General features: G+C 71.8%; 13 protein-coding genes. 8 read left to right on the top strand and 5 right to left on the bottom strand.

What is annotated here, in order from left to right; translation table 11 throughout:
- The first annotated feature begins 20 nt into the window (after positions 1-20).
- Positions 21-1466, top strand: coding sequence for a WD40 repeat domain-containing protein (locus ABZ470_RS37745; protein WP_362917567.1), 1446 nt, complete (start codon positions 21-23; stop codon positions 1464-1466).
- On the opposite strand, the gene ABZ470_RS37740 is transcribed toward ABZ470_RS37745, so the two are convergent.
- Complete coding sequence (locus ABZ470_RS37740; RefSeq protein ID WP_352014305.1) at positions 1461-2246, bottom strand: hypothetical protein; 786 nt, start codon at positions 2244-2246, stop codon at positions 1461-1463. The genes ABZ470_RS37745 and ABZ470_RS37740 overlap by 6 nt on opposite strands.
- Positions 2247-2486: 240 nt before the next feature.
- Here ABZ470_RS37740 and ABZ470_RS37735 point away from each other — a divergent pair, with 240 nt between their 5' ends.
- Both ABZ470_RS37735 and ABZ470_RS37730 read left to right on the top strand, forming a co-directional pair.
- Positions 2487-3236 (top strand): DUF429 domain-containing protein, encoded by a 750-nt coding sequence (locus ABZ470_RS37735; RefSeq protein ID WP_362917565.1) that lies wholly within the window; start codon positions 2487-2489, stop codon positions 3234-3236.
- A 49-nt stretch (positions 3237-3285) separates the two neighbouring features.
- Complete coding sequence (locus ABZ470_RS37730; protein ID WP_352014307.1) at positions 3286-3543, top strand: DUF2530 domain-containing protein; 258 nt, start codon at positions 3286-3288, stop codon at positions 3541-3543.
- 66 nt (positions 3544-3609) lie between these two features.
- On the opposite strand, the gene ABZ470_RS37725 is transcribed toward ABZ470_RS37730, so the two are convergent.
- The gene (locus ABZ470_RS37725; protein ID WP_362917563.1) at positions 3610-6681 is read right to left on the bottom strand and encodes a hypothetical protein; all 3072 of its coding nucleotides are present in this window, start codon (positions 6679-6681) and stop codon (positions 3610-3612) included.
- 88 nt (positions 6682-6769) lie between these two features.
- The gene (locus tag ABZ470_RS37720) at positions 6770-7585 is read right to left on the bottom strand and encodes a DUF3027 domain-containing protein (protein WP_352014309.1); all 816 of its coding nucleotides are present in this window, start codon (positions 7583-7585) and stop codon (positions 6770-6772) included.
- A 268-nt stretch (positions 7586-7853) separates the two neighbouring features.
- Here ABZ470_RS37720 and ABZ470_RS37715 point away from each other — a divergent pair, with 268 nt between their 5' ends.
- Positions 7854-9482, top strand: a complete 1629-nt coding sequence (locus ABZ470_RS37715) for an MFS transporter (RefSeq protein ID WP_362917561.1) — start codon at positions 7854-7856, stop codon at positions 9480-9482.
- Positions 9483-9576: 94 nt separating this feature from the next.
- Here ABZ470_RS37715 and ABZ470_RS37710 read toward each other — a convergent pair whose 3' ends face one another.
- Both ABZ470_RS37710 and ABZ470_RS37705 read right to left on the bottom strand, forming a co-directional pair.
- The gene (locus ABZ470_RS37710; protein WP_362917559.1) at positions 9577-9975 is read right to left on the bottom strand and encodes a cold-shock protein; all 399 of its coding nucleotides are present in this window, start codon (positions 9973-9975) and stop codon (positions 9577-9579) included.
- Between the two features lie 90 nt (positions 9976-10065).
- Positions 10066-10695, bottom strand: coding sequence for an HAD family hydrolase (locus ABZ470_RS37705; protein ID WP_352014312.1), 630 nt, complete (start codon positions 10693-10695; stop codon positions 10066-10068).
- A gap of 235 nt (positions 10696-10930) precedes the next feature.
- Between ABZ470_RS37705 and ABZ470_RS37700 the strand changes: the two genes are divergently transcribed.
- The 4 genes from ABZ470_RS37700 (at position 10931) to ABZ470_RS37685 (ending at position 16417) form a co-directional block, all read left to right on the top strand.
- Positions 10931-11560 carry a helix-turn-helix domain-containing protein gene (locus tag ABZ470_RS37700; RefSeq protein WP_362917557.1) on the top strand — a complete coding sequence of 210 codons (630 nt, stop codon included), beginning with the start codon at positions 10931-10933 and terminating at the stop codon, positions 11558-11560.
- A 32-nt stretch (positions 11561-11592) separates the two neighbouring features.
- Complete coding sequence (locus ABZ470_RS37695) at positions 11593-13974, top strand: helicase C-terminal domain-containing protein (protein ID WP_362779214.1); 2382 nt, start codon at positions 11593-11595, stop codon at positions 13972-13974.
- A gap of 70 nt (positions 13975-14044) precedes the next feature.
- Positions 14045-14650, top strand: a complete 606-nt coding sequence (locus ABZ470_RS37690) for a DUF4190 domain-containing protein (protein WP_362779211.1) — start codon at positions 14045-14047, stop codon at positions 14648-14650.
- A 120-nt stretch (positions 14651-14770) separates the two neighbouring features.
- On the top strand, positions 14771-16417 hold the full coding sequence (locus ABZ470_RS37685; protein ID WP_352014316.1) for a DNA repair helicase XPB: 1647 nt from the start codon (positions 14771-14773) through the stop codon (positions 16415-16417).
- The last annotated feature ends 37 nt before the right edge of the window (positions 16418-16454 follow it).

The following is a 16454-nucleotide window of genomic DNA, read 5'->3' as shown; positions in this document are numbered from 1 at the left end:
CGAACGGTTTGGAGAACGAGATGAACGACCTGGCCGGAGCCCGGCAGACGGACGCGCACGACAGCACACGCTGGAAAACACGTGCGATTCTGTTTGCCGTGCTCCTGGCCGGCTCCTTGGTCGCGGCCGGACTCGCGTGGAATCATGAACACGGCAGGGCGCTGGCCCAGGAGCGCGTCGCGCTGGCGTACGGGCTCGCGCTGCACGCCGCGGAGTTACGTGACACCGACTTCGACGCGGCCAGGAAGCTCGGCACGGCCGCGGTCGGGATCCACTCCGACGAGCAGACCCGGGCCGGGCTGGTCGACACACTGGTCGACATATACGGCAGAGCCCTCTCCCCTCTCCTGCAGGAGGCGTCCCGCGAGGTGACGGTGAGCGGCGACGGGCGGGTCGCCCTGAGCAACGACGGAGGCGAGGCGAACGTCTGGGACCTCAAACCCTGGACCGATCCGAAGGTCATCGAAAAGCCCGACCGAGTCCCCACCTTGAGGGGGCACAAGGGAGCATCCGTGAACACGACCGCGCTGTCCTTCGACGGGAGGACAGCGCTCACCGGTGACGACGGCAATACCACGACCGTGTGGGATCTCACCGACCTGGCCAAACCGGTCCGGCTGGCGACGATGGAGGCCGACCGGACCGCCCAGTCCACCAACGGCGTGAAAAAGGTGATGTTGTCACACGACGGCCGTACGGCGGTGATCGTCGACCACGACGGTGTCATGACCGTGTGGGACCTGGCCGACCGGTCCCATCCGAAACGCCTGTCAGCAACGGGATCGGACACCGTCCCCATCCGCGACTTCGCGCTCAGCGCGGACGGCCGGACCGTCGTCACCGTGGACGATCACAACAAGGTGGCGGTCTGGGACCCCGCCGTCGCCGAGCACCCGGTCAAGGCGGCGGATCTGGACCTGTCCATGAAGTTCTCGCAGAGCGCGACGAGGACGGCGATGAGCGCGGACGGGCGCGTCGTCCTCGTCCAGAGGGCAGGGCAGATCGAGATCTGGAATCTCAACGACCGAGCGCGCCCGGTGCGCCACACCACGCTCGACCTGTCCTTCGACAAGCTGTACGGCACATACGACATGTCCCTGACTCCCGACGGGAAGCGCGTCCTGGTCGCCGGGCCGAGCGGTTCCGGCACCCTCTGGGACCTCTCCGACCCCGCCAAACCGGCCCGGCTGGCCACGCTGAACGGGCACATGCCGGAGGTCGAATCGGTGGCCCTCGGCACCGACGGCCACCTCGCCCTGATGGCCGGTTCCAGCGGGGTCTACTTCTGGAACCTCACCGGCCTCGATGAGATCGTCGCCGACCCGAAGCAGGCGTCCTGCGACCGTTACAGCGCGGAGATCAGCAAGGCCGAGTGGGCCCGTTACGCGGGTGACGCGGACTGGTCGGAGTACAAATCGGAAGACTCGGACAGCGTCAGTGTCTGCCTCATCGATTGGTGGTCATGACAGACCGGCGACGGCGGCGCCGAGTTGGAGGACCGTGACGTCCACCTGGCCGTGGCCGTCCTTCCAGCCCGCGACCACCGAGCAGCCGCCCTCCTCAAGGAGAGGACCGAGGGGGGCGTCGGCGCCCAGGTAGGTCAGGCCCTCGGCCTCGGCCACGTCGCAACAGCCCAGGCTGAGGTGGGCGCGCAACCGGGGGTCGGCCACGGCGTCGAGGGCCGGGGTCCACGTCTCGTCGGCGTTGCCCTCGAAGGGGATCAGACTGCCGGGGCCGTCGCCGATGCCGGTCGCGACCCGCATCGCGTCCAGGAGCGAGCCGTCCGAGGCGATCCTGGCGTAGCAGACGTGCCAGTTCTCCGCCAGGATCGGGTCGGCGAGGTCGAGGTCATGACGCCACAGCACCGGTGCCAGGTCGGCGCCCCGTACGACGTCGGGGGCGAGACAGGCCCGTGCCAGGTCCGCGGCGAAGGCGTCGGTCAGGCCGTGACTGGAGAACTGGAAGAGCGAACGGCCCGCGTCGAAGCGCAGGGGTGGCTCCCCCATGTCGTACAGGTAGAGGTCTCCGACCTCGATCGGCTCGCCTCCGGTCAGGATCGCCGGGTTCAGCCAGATCGGGTCCCTGTCGATGCGTGTCTCGTGGAAGAAGTGCCCGTGGTAGTAGGCGGCGTACTCGGCACCGCGGTCGTACCCGGCGAGCGGACGGCCGAGAAGGGCCCCGAAGGCGGCGGACAGCGACGCCTTCCAGGCCACGGCGCCACCGGTGACAGAGGTGTAGCGGGTCATGCCTTGAACTCCTGGGGGGAAACTACGCCGGCCGATGGTCAGGTGGACGGCAGAGCGCCAAGCTTGCAGGCCTTTCGACTCTTGTATGGCAGATTCGCATGGTCTCATGGAGCGGACAGCCGTACGACATGAGAATTCACCGCATGTTCCCGCACGTGCCCCACGGTGGCCGGATACGGCTGCGCCCCACGGGGTAGCCGTGCGCCGAACCTCACGCCGGTGGCGCCTTATCGTGAGGAAGTGATCACAGTTGGGGTGGACCTCGCCGCTGAAGCCGTCCGTACGGCGGTCGCGTGGCTCGACTGGTCCGATGGCGGAGCCCGGGTCCGTGAGGTCGTGGTCGGCGCGGACGACGATCTGATCGTCGAGGCGCTCATGGGCGCGGACAAGGCCGGGGTGGACTGCCCGTTCGGCTGGCCGGACAGGTTCGTCGACTTCGTCACGGCCCACAGGAACGGACACGTCGAGGTGCCCGCCGAGGTGGCGGGCCGTACCTGGCGCGGGGACCTCACCTACCGGGTCACCGACCGGGTGGTCGTCGAGTCGACCGGCCAGAGGCCGTTGAGCGTCTCGGCCGACCGTATCGGGCACACCGCCATGCGCTGCGCGGCCCTGCTCGCCGAACTGGCCCGGCGGGGACGGCCGGTCGACCGCGCCGGGAACGGTGTGGTCGTCGAGGTCTACCCGGCGGCGTCGCTCAGGTGCTGGGGACTGACGTCCAACGGCTACAAGCGGGCGGCGAACCTCGGCACGCTCGGACTGCTGGTCGACCAGCTCCAGGAGACGGCCTCCTGGCTGGATCTGGGGACGCACGAACAGTTGTGCCGACGTTCCGACGACGCCACGGACGCCGTCGTCGCCGCGATCACCGCCCGCGCCGCGGCTCTGGGCCGCGTGACGACCCCCACTCAGGAGCAGGCTCCCACAGCGCGTTCCGAGGGGTGGATCGCGCTTCCCACCGGCGCCCTGCGGGACCTCGGTCGAGGATGACCCCGTACGGCTTTGCCTGGGGGAAGGGCTCGTCGCCTACGCTGGAGCCGTGAACCAGCCTCGCCCGCAGGACCTGCGACCGCTGCGGACCAACGACACGGCCACGATCCTCGTGGGGACCGTCCTGTGGGCGGTCGCCCTGGTCGTGCTCCTGGTCGTACGGCCCGCCCCCGAGCAACAGTGGTGGATGTGGACCTGCGTGTCCGGCATCTGCGGCGGCTTCTTCGGCCTGTGGTTCGTACGGCGCCGCGACCGGCGGGCCTCCAAGGCGTCCCGGGAGGAGGACGAACCCGCCCCCCTCCCCTGAAACCCTGAACGCCCCTGAACACTCCTGGACGACCCTGAGCGGCCCGGACGACCGGCCGGAAAAGGGTCAGGTCGAGGCGGTCCAGCTGTCGAGGTCGGCCTCGGCCAGCAGCAGCGGGACGGCGGCCGGGTCACGGAGCAGGGCCGCCACGGCGAGCCGGTCACCCCACTGGCCGGACGCCCACGCCAGCCCGCGTGCCAGGCCCTCGACCCCCGAGGCGTGCACGGTGCCCTCGTGGAAGCGCCAGGTGGCGGCGACCCCGTCCACGAGCAGCTTCTCGTGCTCCACGTAGGTCGTCGGCGCCGTGGGCAGCAGGGACCGCACAGCGGCGGGCACCTCGCGGACCGCGCCCTCCGAGGTCACCTCCCCGGCGGCCTCCTCCCCGGCCAGCGGCAGGTCGAGCAGCTCGGACAGCGCCTCGGCCAGGTCGAACGGCGCCAGCACCAACGGCCGGTCGGCCACCAGGGGCAGCAGGTCGGGCGCCTCGACGACCACCGGCTCCCCCGCCGCCGGATCCGATTCGGAGTCCGATTCTGACCCGGACGACAGCAGGTGACCGTCCTCGACGTCGGCGACGACGATCTCCCCGTCAAGCACGGCCCGCACCGCCCGAGGCGGGGCGACGCGAACCGGGTCAACCCCCGCCAGAGCCACCCACAGGGCACGAAGCTGGGCCCGGTCCACCTCGACGGAGGGGTCGCCGAGCAGTTCGAGCAGCTCGTCGGGGCCGCCGTGCGAGGCCAGCAGGTCGGTCAGGGTCGTCCGGACGCCGATCATGGACAGCGCCGCCTCGTCCACGACCGCCGGGGCGTCGCCGTACAGGCCGAACAGCAGCGGGTCGGCGTTGGGCAACCGCAGCTGGGTGGGACGGCGCCCGCCGAGGACCGGGTGGGTGGACAGCCACCACGCCGTGTAGGAAGGCACCTCGACGACCTCGCCGGCGACCAGCAGCCGCAGCGGGTTCAGTACGGCGCGCAGCGGCGGGCGGGAGAGCAGGGCCAGCGCGGAGGGCCAGTCGGCGACGTACTCCAGGTCGCGGACCGCGGAGAACTCCCTGGCGACCGGCGGCACGTCCACCTCGGGCAGCAGGTCGAGCACGGCTTCGAGCCACTCGTCCTCGCGGTCCAGGTCGTGGTCGCAGTCGTCGGGGTCGATCATCACGTCGGTGTCGTTGACCACGGCGAAGCCGTCGAGCACCCCGGCCGCGGCCAGGACCCGCGGGCCGTACCGGTCGACGAGTTCGGGGGCGGCCGTGCCGAAGTGGGTCTCCTGGTCGAGCAGCCCGGCCAGCGAGCCGTCGGCCAGCAGCAGCTCACCGGCGGGGTACAGCTCTCCGTCGGTGCCGCGCAGCGCCAGGTTGGACAGCCAGGGGGCCTCACCGGCGACCAGCCCGGCCGCGTCGACCAGGGCGAGCACCGCCTGGGCGACCGGCTCGGCGTCCGCGCTGTCCAGGGACTCGGCGACGGCCGTACGGGTCAGCGGGTCCTCAAGGACCGTCCTCGGCGTGGCCTCGGCGGCGCCGAGCCGCAGCAGCAGCGGGTGGGCGGCGTCCGGGTGGACGACGCGCAGCCCGAGGGGGGCGAGCACGGCCGGGTCGAGGGAGGAGCCCTCGGTCAGCAGCAGCGTGCCGCGCGGCCCCCTGACCAGGCGGCCGTCGGCCAGCGGCACCGGCAGCGCGCCGAGCGCCTCGGGGTCGTCGGCGGGCAGGACCTCGTACAGCGACCGCCACCAGGACGGCTCCCGGTCGGCGACGACGTCGCCGGACAGCATGTCCACCACGTCGGCCAGCTCGACCCGCCGTACCCCGAGCGAGGTGATCGCCGGGTGCCTGGACGGCCATCCCGCGGGCAGCAGGCCGGGGACCATGGGGGCGACCTTGCGCAGCAGCTCGCCGGGGGCGGAGACCACGGACGCCTGCCGCCCGGTCACGACCCACTCCTCACCCGTGTCCTGCCGGCTCTCCGCGTCGGCGGGCGGAGAGAGGGCGGGCAGCAGCGCGGCGTCGGGCAGCCTGCGCAGGATGGCCCTGCGGATGTGGGCGTCCAGCTCGCCCTTGCCCATCAGGCCGGGGACGAGGTCGAGCAGCTTGGAGGTACGGGCGAGGCCGGACAGCAGTTCGACGTAGGCGTCGGCGGCGCGCTCGACCAGGAAGTCCGTCAGCGGCCCCATGGCCACGTGCCGCCGGTCGGTGGCCATCGGGAACGAGGCGATCAGCAGCGCGGGCAGGTCGAGCGGCTCGTCGCTGGGCGTCGGCGCGTGCACGACGGGCGGCACCCGGGCGGGCAGCGGCCTGGGCTCCTCCTGCCCCGTCGCCGTGCCGACGACAGGAACCGCCCAGCGGACCAGCCAGTACGGCCTGGCCCGCTCCTCGGTCGGCCGGTCGGCGAACAGTTCGGCGGCCTCCTCGGGGGAGAACCGTCCCGAGGTGGAGACCACCTTCCAGCCGTCGGGCAGGATCGTCCGCGTCTCGCCCTCAAGGTCGATCTCGATGGACTCAAGGGCGGGCAGGCCGAGCAGCAGCGCGGCGCTGGTCTCCTGGAGCATGCGGCGCACGGCGTCGACGGCGGCCTTGTCGCGCAGCGGCAGCCGTACGAGGGTGTCGAAGCCGCCGGGCACCTCGACCGGCCCCGCGGGGAAGGGCAGGCGCAGCAGCGGCACGTGCCCGCCACGCTCGGCGAACTCCTTGGAGAGGGCGACCTCGGCGGCCACGAGCACGGCGGTCTGGTCACGGGACCAGCGCACGACGCCGGAGCCGAGTGAGCCGATCACCGGCTCGTCGCAGACGGAGACCACGGCCGCGAAGCCGACGCCGAACCGCCCGGCGGCGCCGGAGTCGTCGCGCTTGTTGGAGACGCGCAGCGTGGACAGGCTCTCGATCCCGGCGGCGTCGACCGGGGCGCCGGTGTTGGCGGCCGAGAGCACCCCCTCGCGCAGCGAGAGGCGCAGCCGTCCGGGCACCCCGGCGCGCAGCGCCGCGTCGGCGGCGTTCTGGGCGAGCTCGACGATCAGCCGGTCCCGGTAACCGCCGAGCGCGAAGTCCTCCTCCGCGTTGGCGTCCTCGCGGAACCTCGCGGGCGAGGCGGTCCAGGCCGCGAGTACGGCGGAGCGCATTCGGTCGGTGCCGAAGATGTCAGTCACAGCGATGAGTCCAAAGGTCGGGGGCCCCACAGGTCACGTCGCATCGGGGCACGCCGGGGTCTTCCGGCGTGCCTGTGATGACGTCGGATCAGGAGTGACCCAGCGGCTCGGCGGCGGTGTCGTCCACGGAGCCGGCGAGGTCCGTCTCCGAGGACTCCTCTGCGATGTCGTAGGCGAGGTCGTCGAGGATCGGCGACGTCGGCTCGACCTGGTGCGGAAGCACGGCGGCCTCGGAGTGCGCGCCGCAGCCGTGGTCGGCGGCGACGACACGGCCGTCGTCGGGGGCGTACTCGTTGGTGCACGCCCCGAAACCGATGCCCAGCGCACCGGCGAGCGGCCAGTAGAAGCCGCAGGTCGAGCACTGGGCGGGCGCGGCGTGCGCGAGCGGGGTGTGCGGCCCCGACTCACCCGAGTGCCAGCGGCGCACGGCGCGGTCCCTGCCCGTCGGGGAGAGCACCCTGGCCCTGCCGAGGCCGTACTCGAAGATCATCTGTCGGTCGACGTCGTCCTCGGTCTGGGTGAAGCCGGGCGCGAGGCGTACGTCGTCCGCGGAGGTCGGCAGCAGGTCGCCGACGCCGAGGTCGCCGGGGAGCAGCCGTTCGCTCCACGGCACCCACTCCGGCGGCAGCAGCGCTCCGGTGCCGGGCAGCAGCACGACCTCACTGACCGTCACCTTGCGCGCCCTGGAGGCCCTGACGACGGTGACGGCCCAGCGCCACCCCCGGTAGGCACGGTCGAGGCAGGTGAAGTAGTGGGTGACGACGCGGTCGCCCTCGGGTTCGACGCCGAGGTGGTCGCCGATCTCCTCCGGTCTGACGTTCTCCTCGATCGCGGAGCGGGCCAGGTCGACGGCGGCGGCGCAGGCCTCGTCGACGACGACGGCACGGGTTCTCGGACGGGTCACGAGTCCTCCTCCGCAGGCCTCGCGACCTGACGGCCGCTGTCCCCACTGCCTAGCTCGCTACGCTGACTCACAGTTCATTCTCACCCATGCCCGGAGCGAACAGCACCTTCACCGGCCCCGGGCGGGGTCGCGCCGGGTCGCCGCCAACGGACCGTAACGCGCTCTCCCCTCGACCGGCAACCTGTCCCGTTGTTCACTGACCATTCAAGGCTTAGATAGGACGGACCGCCACATACATCCCATCCGCCCTATGGGTAAGACTGGATGCGTGGCAGGTGGCTGGGAACAAGCACGCAGGACGGCAGGCGACGTCTCCCGCCGGATCGGACGCTCCGCGGTGGGCGCCGGCCGGGCGACGGCGCGCGCGGGCCGGGGGGCGGGCCGGATGACCGTCCGCGCCGGGCGGGGGGCGGCGAGCGGGACCCGCCGGGTCGGCGCGGCCTCCCGGCGGCTGACCCACGCCCAGGGCGCGGGCCGTACCGGGCTCGGCCAGCTGATCGAGCTGACCGCGCTGGAGAGCGCCGGTGACGCGCTGGTCACCGCCGCCCTGGCCGGGACGCTGTTCAAACTGCCGGTCAACGAGGCCAGGGGGCAGGTCGCCCTCTACCTGCTGATCACGATGATCCCCTTCGTGGTGGTCGCGCCGTTCGTCGGGCCGGTCCTCGACCGGTTCCGTTCGGGCAGGCGCTTCGTGATGGCGGGCACCCTGTTCGGCCGGGGCCTGCTCTGTTTCGCGATGGCCGCCGCGATCGTCCCCGGTGACGTGTTCACGATCTTCCCGGCGGCGCTGGCGGTGCTGGTGTTGTCCAAGGCCTACAGCGTCTCCCGGGCGGCGATCATGCCGAACGTGCTGCCCGCCGACATCGCGCTGGTCACGGCCAACGCGAGGGTCGCCCTGTTCGCCCTGGTCACGGCGGGTGTGGCGGTGCCGGTCGGCGCGGGTGTCAGCGCCTGGCTCGGCGCCGAGTGGACCCTGCGCGCCGCCCTGGTCCTCTTCCTGCTGCTGGGCGTGCTGGCCGTACGGCTGCCGCGGCACGTCGACTCCCCCGACCTCGACGTGCTCGACGGGGACCCCGACGAGGAGGGTCAGGAGCGGCCCGCCCGCTGGCGCACGCTGCTGAACGTCGGGCCGGTGGTGACCGAGGCGATGGCGGCCAACGTGGCCGTCCGTCTCTACTCGGGATTCCTGCTGTTCTATCTGCTCTTCCTGGTGCAGGACAGGAACCTGCCGGGGCTCGCCCCTCCGGTCACGATCGGCCTGCTGGCCGTGGCGGCGGGCGTCGGAGGCCTGACGGGTACGGCCGTCGCCTCGTGGACGCGCGGACGCTCCCCGCAGGTGATCGTGCTGCTCACACTGGCGCTCTCACTGGTGACCACGGTCGTGGCGGCCGTCTTCTTCACCCTGTGGGCCGCGGTCGCCGTGGCGCTGGTCGCCGCGTTCGCCCAGGGGCTCGGCAAGCTGGCGCTCGACGCGATCGTGCAGCGGGAGATCGGCGAGGAGGTGCGTTCGTCCACCTTCGGAGTGGTCGAGGCGTTCCTCCAGGTCTCCTGGGTGGGCGGCGGCCTGGTCGGACTGCTGCTTTCGCTGTTCACCGAAGGCTCGGCCGGACTGACCGTGATGGCCGTCGTGCTCGCCGGCTCACTGGGCTGGCTCCTCGTACGGCGCCGCAGGAGGGTGGACGCCCGGGACGCCAGGGTCGAGGCGGCCAGGGCGGCCCGGCCCCGCCCCGAACAGGAACCCGGGAAAGACCCCGAGGAACACACCGAACAGCGACCGGAGGAGCGGCCGGCCTCCCCTGCGGGGAACGGCTCAGGCCACACGACGACCACCGTCGTCCGGCGTGACGCCCCTCCGCCGGACAGGCGTACCAAGCCGCTGACCAACCCGCACGGCTGACCCCCGCCGGATGGACCGCCGCCCGCCCCTCCACACGCGGGAGAGGCGGTTCTCACGCGGGGAGAGGCGGGCGGAACAGGCCTGCGGGAGGCGGTCAGTCCTCCAGGTCGTCGGCCACGGCGCGCAGCACCGCGGCGATCTTCTTCGCGTGCACGGCCTCGGGGTGCTTGCCCTTCTGGTAGGACATCGACACCGAGTCCAGCAGCTTGATCAGGTCTTCCACGATGACCACCATCTCGTCGGGCTTCTTGCGCTTGCCCTTGGGCTTGGCGGTCTTGGCGAGAGTCGGGGGCTGGTCGATCACACGCACCGAGAGCGCCTGTTGTCCACGGCGCCCCTCGGCCACGCCGAACTCGACCTTCTGTCCCGGCTTGAGGGATTCCACGCCACCGGGGAGCGCGGAAGAATGCACGAACACCTCACCGCCGTCGTCGCGGGTGAGGAAGCCGAAACCCTTGTCGGCGTCGTACCACTTGACCTTGCCACTCGGCACAGGGGTGACCTCGTTCAGACTGTCGTGAAAAGGAATGGATGTAGGTTATGCCCAGCGCGGGCTGGGAGCGACCGTGTATTCAGCCCTGAATTACACGAATACGGTTGGGCTGCGCCAACCGCCGTACCACTCGGCGAACTCGGTCAGATCGGCGAGCACCACATCCGCCCCGTGGCCGCGTAGTTCCTCCACCGGATGGTGCCCGGTCGCGACCCCGACGCTGAACGCCCCGCCCGCCTTCGCCGCCTCGATGTCGGCCACGTGGTCCCCCACGTACGCGGCGGCGCCGAAGGCCACCAGCGCGGGCCCCTTCGCGGGGCCGAAGACCGATCCGGCGACCTCGTCGACGTCGAGTCCCAGGGCTCTGACCGTCCGCTGGGCGTCCGGGAGGTTCTTGCCCGTCACCACGATGACCCTGCCGCCCGCGCGCCGTACGGCCTCGACGGCCTGGGCGGCTCCGGGCATCGGGGTGGTCACCGGGACGGCGATCGAGGGGTAGAGCGCCCGGTAGAGCGCGACGGCCTCGGGGATGCGTTCGGCGGGCAGCCAGTTGGCCAGCTCCCACTCCAGGGGCGGCCCGAGCCTGGAGACCACGACGGCGCTGTCGATGGGCACCCCGACGCGCGACGCCAGTTCGTCGTAGACCGCGGCGATGCCCGCGCGCGTGTCGGCCAGTGTCATGTCCAGGTCGAACCCGACCGCGTCCATCGCCCCGCCCACGCCCTTTCCTCTCCCGCCCGCTCCCGCCCGCGAAAACCCCACAGAGCCCCATGGAGCCCACGAAGCCCTCGTGAGAGCTCTCACGAAAAGGCCTTCTCCTGCCGAAGGCCCTCGCGGAAAGACCCTATGGAGTCCTCCGTGCGGCGCTCCCGGCAGGATGCCAAATCCCCGCCCGGCAGAACCCGCACTTCGTATTTTCGCTGGATAGGGTCGCGGTGGAGGTGTCTGCACAGAGATGACCAGATCGACGCGTGAGCGCATCCTCGAAGAGGCCCTGCGCCTGTTCGCTGAGCGAGGCTACGCGGCGACCTCGGTGGCCGAGATCGAGTCAGCCGCGGGGCTGTCCCCCGGCGCGGGCGGGCTCTACCGGCACTTCAGGTCCAAGTACGAGGTGCTGGCCGCCTCGGTGAACGAACGTGTCGTGCGGGTCGAGGCCAGAGTCGCCGCGATGGGCGCCGCCGACCCCGCGGCCCCCGTCACGGAACGGCTGACGGGCCTGTGCGAGGCGGGGCTGGCCGTGATCCGTGAGGAGGACGAGCTGGTCCGCGTCTTCTTCCGCGATCTCGGGCGCTTCCCCGAGCTGGTCGAGGTCGTGCGGGCGAGGCTGCTGCAGCCGATGTTCGACGCGATCGGCTCCTGGCTGTGCGCCCAGCCCGAGTACGCCGGAGCCGGCCTCGACCGGTCCTCCGTCGGCGCGGTGCTCGGCGGCTCCCTCGTCCACTGTCTCCTCTTCGAGAAGACCGTCGGCGAACCCCCCGGCCGGACGGAACGCGAGCGTTTCGTCACCTCCTGGGTGTCCCTCGCACTCGGCCTGCTGCCCGTGGCCCAAGGATGTCCACGTGAACCCGAACTTTCCCAAACCTAGCTTTGTCGGTCAGGGCTCCTACCATTGACGGAATGAGCACGGAGTTCACCGAGTGGCTGCGCGACCGAAGCGACGAGCAGCTGCGGGCGCTGGTCACGGTGCGCCCCGAACTCATCACGCCGGTCCCCGCCCACGTCGAGGGCCTGGCGGGGCGGGCGAGCAGTCCCTCCGCCGTCGGGCGCGTGCTCGACCGGCTCGACCGGTTCACGCTCTCGGTCGTCGAGACGCTCGTCGTGCTGCCCTCCCCGGCCGACCAGCGGGCGCTGCGCGAGCAGATGGCCCGCGCGCTGCCCGAGGGGGTCACCGCCACGGCGCTGCGGGCCGCCCTGAAGGAGACGGTCGAGCGGCTGCGGACCCTCGCCCTGGTGTACGGCCCGCAGAACGCCCTGCTGCCCGCACCCGGGGTGCGGGAGATCCTGGAGACGCCCGCCGGGCTCGGCCCGCCCGCGGTCGAGGCGTTCAGGCACCATCCCGCCGAGCGGCTGGCCGAGCTGATCCGGGACGCCGGTGGTGAGAGCGGCGACACCAGGCAGGCCCTGGCCGAGCTGCTCGGTGACCGTGAGGTCGTCGCGCGGCTCGTCGAGGGCGTCTCGCCGCAGGCCAGGTCCGCGCTCAACGAGCTGGCCTGGGGGCCGCCGAGCGGCCGGGTGCCCAACGCCCGCAGGCAGGTGCGCGCCGCGAACGCCCACTCCCCGATCGAGGAGCTGCTCTCCCGCGCGCTGCTGGCCGCCACCGGCGACGAGAGCGTCACCCTGCCCCGCGAGGTGGGCCTGTTCCTGCGCGGCGGCCGGATACACCGTGACCTCTCGCCCGTCCCGCCCCCGCTGGACGGCGCAGGCCGTGACCAGGCGCTGGTCGACCGCACCGCGGCGGGGCAGGCCTTCACCTTCGTGCGGGCGGTCGAGGAGCTGTGCGAGCGCTGGAGCGCCGACCCGCCCGGCGTGCTGCGCGGCGGAGGGCTGGCCGTACGCGACCTGAAGCGGACCTCCGGCCTGCTCGACCTGCCCGAGTGGGCGACGGGGCTGGTCATCGAGGTGGCCCACACGGTCGGGCTGATCGCCGCGAGCGGTTCGGTCGACGGTGACTGGCTGCCGACCCCGCTCTACGACGCCTGGCGGATCAAGAGCACCGAGGACCGCTGGGTGGCGCTGGCGTCCGGCTGGCTGTCCACGGACCGGGTTCCCGGGGTGATCGGCGAGCGTGACGAGCGTGACCGGCTGCTCAACGCCCTCCACCCCGACCTGCGGCGTTCCTCGGCCCCCGAGGTGCGCGCGACCACGCTCGGCCTGCTCGCCGCAGCGGGCCCCGGGGTCGCGCCCGGCCTTGAGTCGGTGCTCGGGCGTCTGACGTGGGAGCAGCCGCGCCGTCGCGGCGGCAGGCGCGACCAGCTGGTCGAGTTCACGCTGCGTGAGGCGGAGCAGATCGGGGTGACCGGTCTCGGTGCGCTCGCGGGCCACGGCCGCGCCCTACTGTCCTGCGGCGGCCGTTCCGGGGCGGTCGCCCTGGCCCTGGCGCCGTTGCTGCCCGAGCCGCTCGACCACGTGCTCCTGCAGGCCGACCTGACCGCCGTGGCGCCCGGTCCCCTCACCGGTGACCTGAGGCGCTGGCTGGCGCTGGCCGCCGACGTCGAGTCGACCGGCGGCGCGACGGTCTACCGGTTCTGCGAGCAGTCCATCAGGCGGGCTCTCGACGCCGGGCAGGGCGCCGACGAGATGCTGTCCATGCTGGAGCGCCACTCGACGACGCCCGTGCCGCAGCCCCTGAGTTACCTGGTCACCGACGTGGCCCGCAGGCACGGCCGCATGCGCGTCGGTACGGCAAGCGCGTACATCAGGTGTGACGACTCCTCCCTGCTCGACGAGGTGATGGCCGACCGGCGGGCCGTCCCGCTGCGGCTGCGCAGGCTCGCCCCCACCGTGATCGCCTCCAAGACCTCGCGGGGGACGCTGGTCGACTCGCTGCGCGCGATGGGATACGCCCCGGCCGCCGAGTCGCTCGACGGTGACGTGATCATCGCGCAGCTCGACGTCCGCAGGACCGAGGGGCAGCCCCTCCCGCGTCAGGTCGTCACGTTCACCGGCCCGGAGGCCGAGGTCGTCGCGGCGGCCGTACGGGCGGTCAGGGCGGGTGACGCGGCGCACCTGGCCCGCAGGGCGCCCGTCGACGCCCCGACCGGGCAGGTCCCGCGCTCCCCGGCGACCGCGACGATCAACGCCCTGCGGGAGGCCATCCGGCAGGGGTCCCAGGTCTGGATCGGCTATCTCGACTCCCAGGGCAACGCGACCAGCAGGATTCTCGAACCCGCCCGGATGGAGGGGGGTTACCTCACCGCCTACGACGAGACCCGGGCGGCGGTGCACCGCTTCGCCCTGCACCGCATCACCGGGATCACCGGGATCTCCGACGTCGAGTGAACGCCCGGATTTCCGGGTTTCCCCTACGGTGGGATCGTTGGCGCACGAAAGAAGGAAGTGAGAGGCTCCCGTGAGCAGTGGTCCCCCCGAAGGCCCCAGCGCGAACCCCGACGACTGGAAGAGCCCCTACAGCACCGGCCCCGGGCAGACCCCCGGCTACGACGCCCCCACGTACAACCAGCCTCCCGCCTACGGCCAGCCTCCCGCGTACGGCCTGCAGAACACCCAGCCGAGCCAGGGGTCGGGTCAGCAGCAGCCCTCCTACGACCAGGGCTACGGCCAGCAGCCCGGCTACGACCAGGGCTACGGGCAGGGCTACGGCCAGCCCGGCTACGGCCCCGTCCAGGGTTACGGCGAGTCGCCGTACGGGCAGTACCCCCCGGCCTACGGCCCCGGCCCCTACCCGGGTCCCCCGCAGAACGTCGACGGCGTCAGGACACACGCGATCATCGCGCTGGTCGTCGGCATCCTCATGGGCCTGACCTGCTACGTCAGCATCGGCGGCATCACCGGAGCCGTCCTGGCCGGCGTCGCGCTCGGCAAGGTCGAGCGCGACCCCCAGGGGGCGAAGGGACTGCTCAAATGGACCTGGATCAGCATCGGCATCAACGTCGGGCTGGTCGTTCTGGGGGTCGGCGCCATCATCCTCGCCGGAGTGAACGGCGCCTTCGACTGAACCCTCCGGGATTGTCCCGGGTCTCGGCGCCGTTGGACATACGAGGTCGGGGAGGCGGTGGGCGAGTTCCCCGGGGGAGTGCGACCATGGGCTCGCCCGCCGTACAACGAGGGAGAAGCCGTGAGTGACGGACCGCTGATCGTCCAGTCGGACAAGACCCTGCTGCTTGAGGTCGACCACGACAGGGCCGACGAGTGCCGCAAGGCGATCGCGCCGTTCGCCGAGCTCGAACGCGCCCCCGAGCACGTGCACACCTACCGGGTGACCCCGCTGGCGCTGTGGAACGCGCGGGCGGCCGGGCACGACGCCGAGCAGGTCGTCGACGCGCTGATCGGCTACAGCCGCTACCCGGTGCCGCACGCCCTGCTGGTGGACATCGCCGAGACCATGGCGAGGTACGGCAGGCTCAGGCTCGACAAGCACCCCGTCCACGGGCTCGTCCTGACCAGCACCGACAGGGCCGTCCTTGAGGAGGTCCTGCGCTCAAGGAAGATCCAGCCGCTGCTCGGTGAGCGCATCGACGCCGACGCCGTCGCGGTCCACCCGAGTGAGCGCGGCAACATCAAGCAGCATCTGCTCAAGCTGGGCTGGCCCGCCGAGGACCTCGCCGGATACGTGGACGGCGAGCACCACCCGATCACGCTGCGGGAGGACGGCTGGCTGCTGCGCGACTACCAGCGGGAGGCCGCGCAGGCGTTCTGGCACGGCGGTTCCGGCGTGGTCGTGCTCCCCTGCGGCGCGGGCAAGACGATCGTGGGCGCGGCGGCGATGGCCCACGCGAAGGCGACGACGCTGATCCTGGTGACCAACACCGTCTCGGCCCACCAGTGGAAGCAGGAGCTGATCAGGCGGACCTCGCTGACCGAGGACGAGATCGGCGAGTACACCGGGACGAAGAAGGAGATCCGCCCGGTCACCATCGCCACCTACCAGGTGATGACGACCCGCAGGCAGGGGGTCTACCGCCATCTGGAGCTGTTCGACGCCCGTGACTGGGGTCTGATCGTCTACGACGAGGTTCACCTGCTGCCCGCCCCGATCTTCCGGATGACCGCGGATCTGCAGGCCAGGCGGCGGGTCGGGCTGACCGCGACGCTCGTGCGCGAGGACGGCAGGGAGGGCGACGTGTTCTCCCTGATCGGCCCCAAGCGCTACGACGCGCCGTGGAAGGAGATGGAGAACCAGGGCTGGATCGCCCCGGCCGACTGCGTCGAGGTGCGGGTCACCCTGAGCGACGAGGAACGGCTCGCCTACGCGATGGCCGAGGCCGAGGAGCGTTACCGGTTCTGCGCGACCACCCCGTCGAAGACCCGGGTGACCGAGGCTCTCGTCCGGCGCCATCCCGACGAGCAGGTGCTGATCATCGGTCAGTACATCGACCAGCTCGACGAGCTCGGCGAGCACCTGGGCGCTCCGGTGATCAAGGGGGAGACCAAGGTCAAGGAGCGGGAGCGGCTGTTCCAGGCGTTCCGCGACCGGGAGATCCAGGTGCTGGTCGTCTCCAAGGTGGCGAACTTCTCCATCGACCTGCCCGAGGCGGCGGTGGCCGTACAGGTGTCGGGAACCTTCGGGTCACGGCAGGAGGAGGCCCAGCGGCTTGGCCGGGTGCTGCGCCCGAAGGCCGACGGTGGCGGGGCACGGTTCTACTCCGTGGTCAGCCGTGACACGGTGGACCAGGACTTCGCCGCGCACCGGCAGCGTTTCCTGGCTGAACAGGGATACGCCTACCAGATCATCGACGCTGACGACGTGCTCGCTGACGACTAGCGTTCCCATGGCGAACACGCCGTCGTTCGTGTCAGGT

The sequence above is a fragment of the Streptosporangium sp. NPDC020072 genome, from assembly GCF_040631445.1.
GTDB lineage: Bacteria > Actinomycetota > Actinomycetes > Streptosporangiales > Streptosporangiaceae > Streptosporangium.
The sequence above is the reverse complement of the archived record's forward strand: the minus strand, read 5'-3'. Positions and strand labels throughout refer to the sequence as shown.

Excerpts from the sequence above, each read along its gene's own strand:
- ABZ470_RS37745 (WP_362917567.1), top strand. The coding sequence starts at position 21 with ATGAACGACCTGGCCGGAGCCCGGCAGACGGACGCGCACGACAGCACA.
- ABZ470_RS37740 (WP_352014305.1), bottom strand. The coding sequence starts at position 2,246 with ATGACCCGCTACACCTCTGTCACCGGTGGCGCCGTGGCCTGGAAGGCG.
- ABZ470_RS37700 (WP_362917557.1), top strand. The coding sequence starts at position 10,931 with ATGACCAGATCGACGCGTGAGCGCATCCTCGAAGAGGCCCTGCGCCTG.
- ABZ470_RS37695 (WP_362779214.1), top strand. The coding sequence starts at position 11,593 with ATGAGCACGGAGTTCACCGAGTGGCTGCGCGACCGAAGCGACGAGCAG.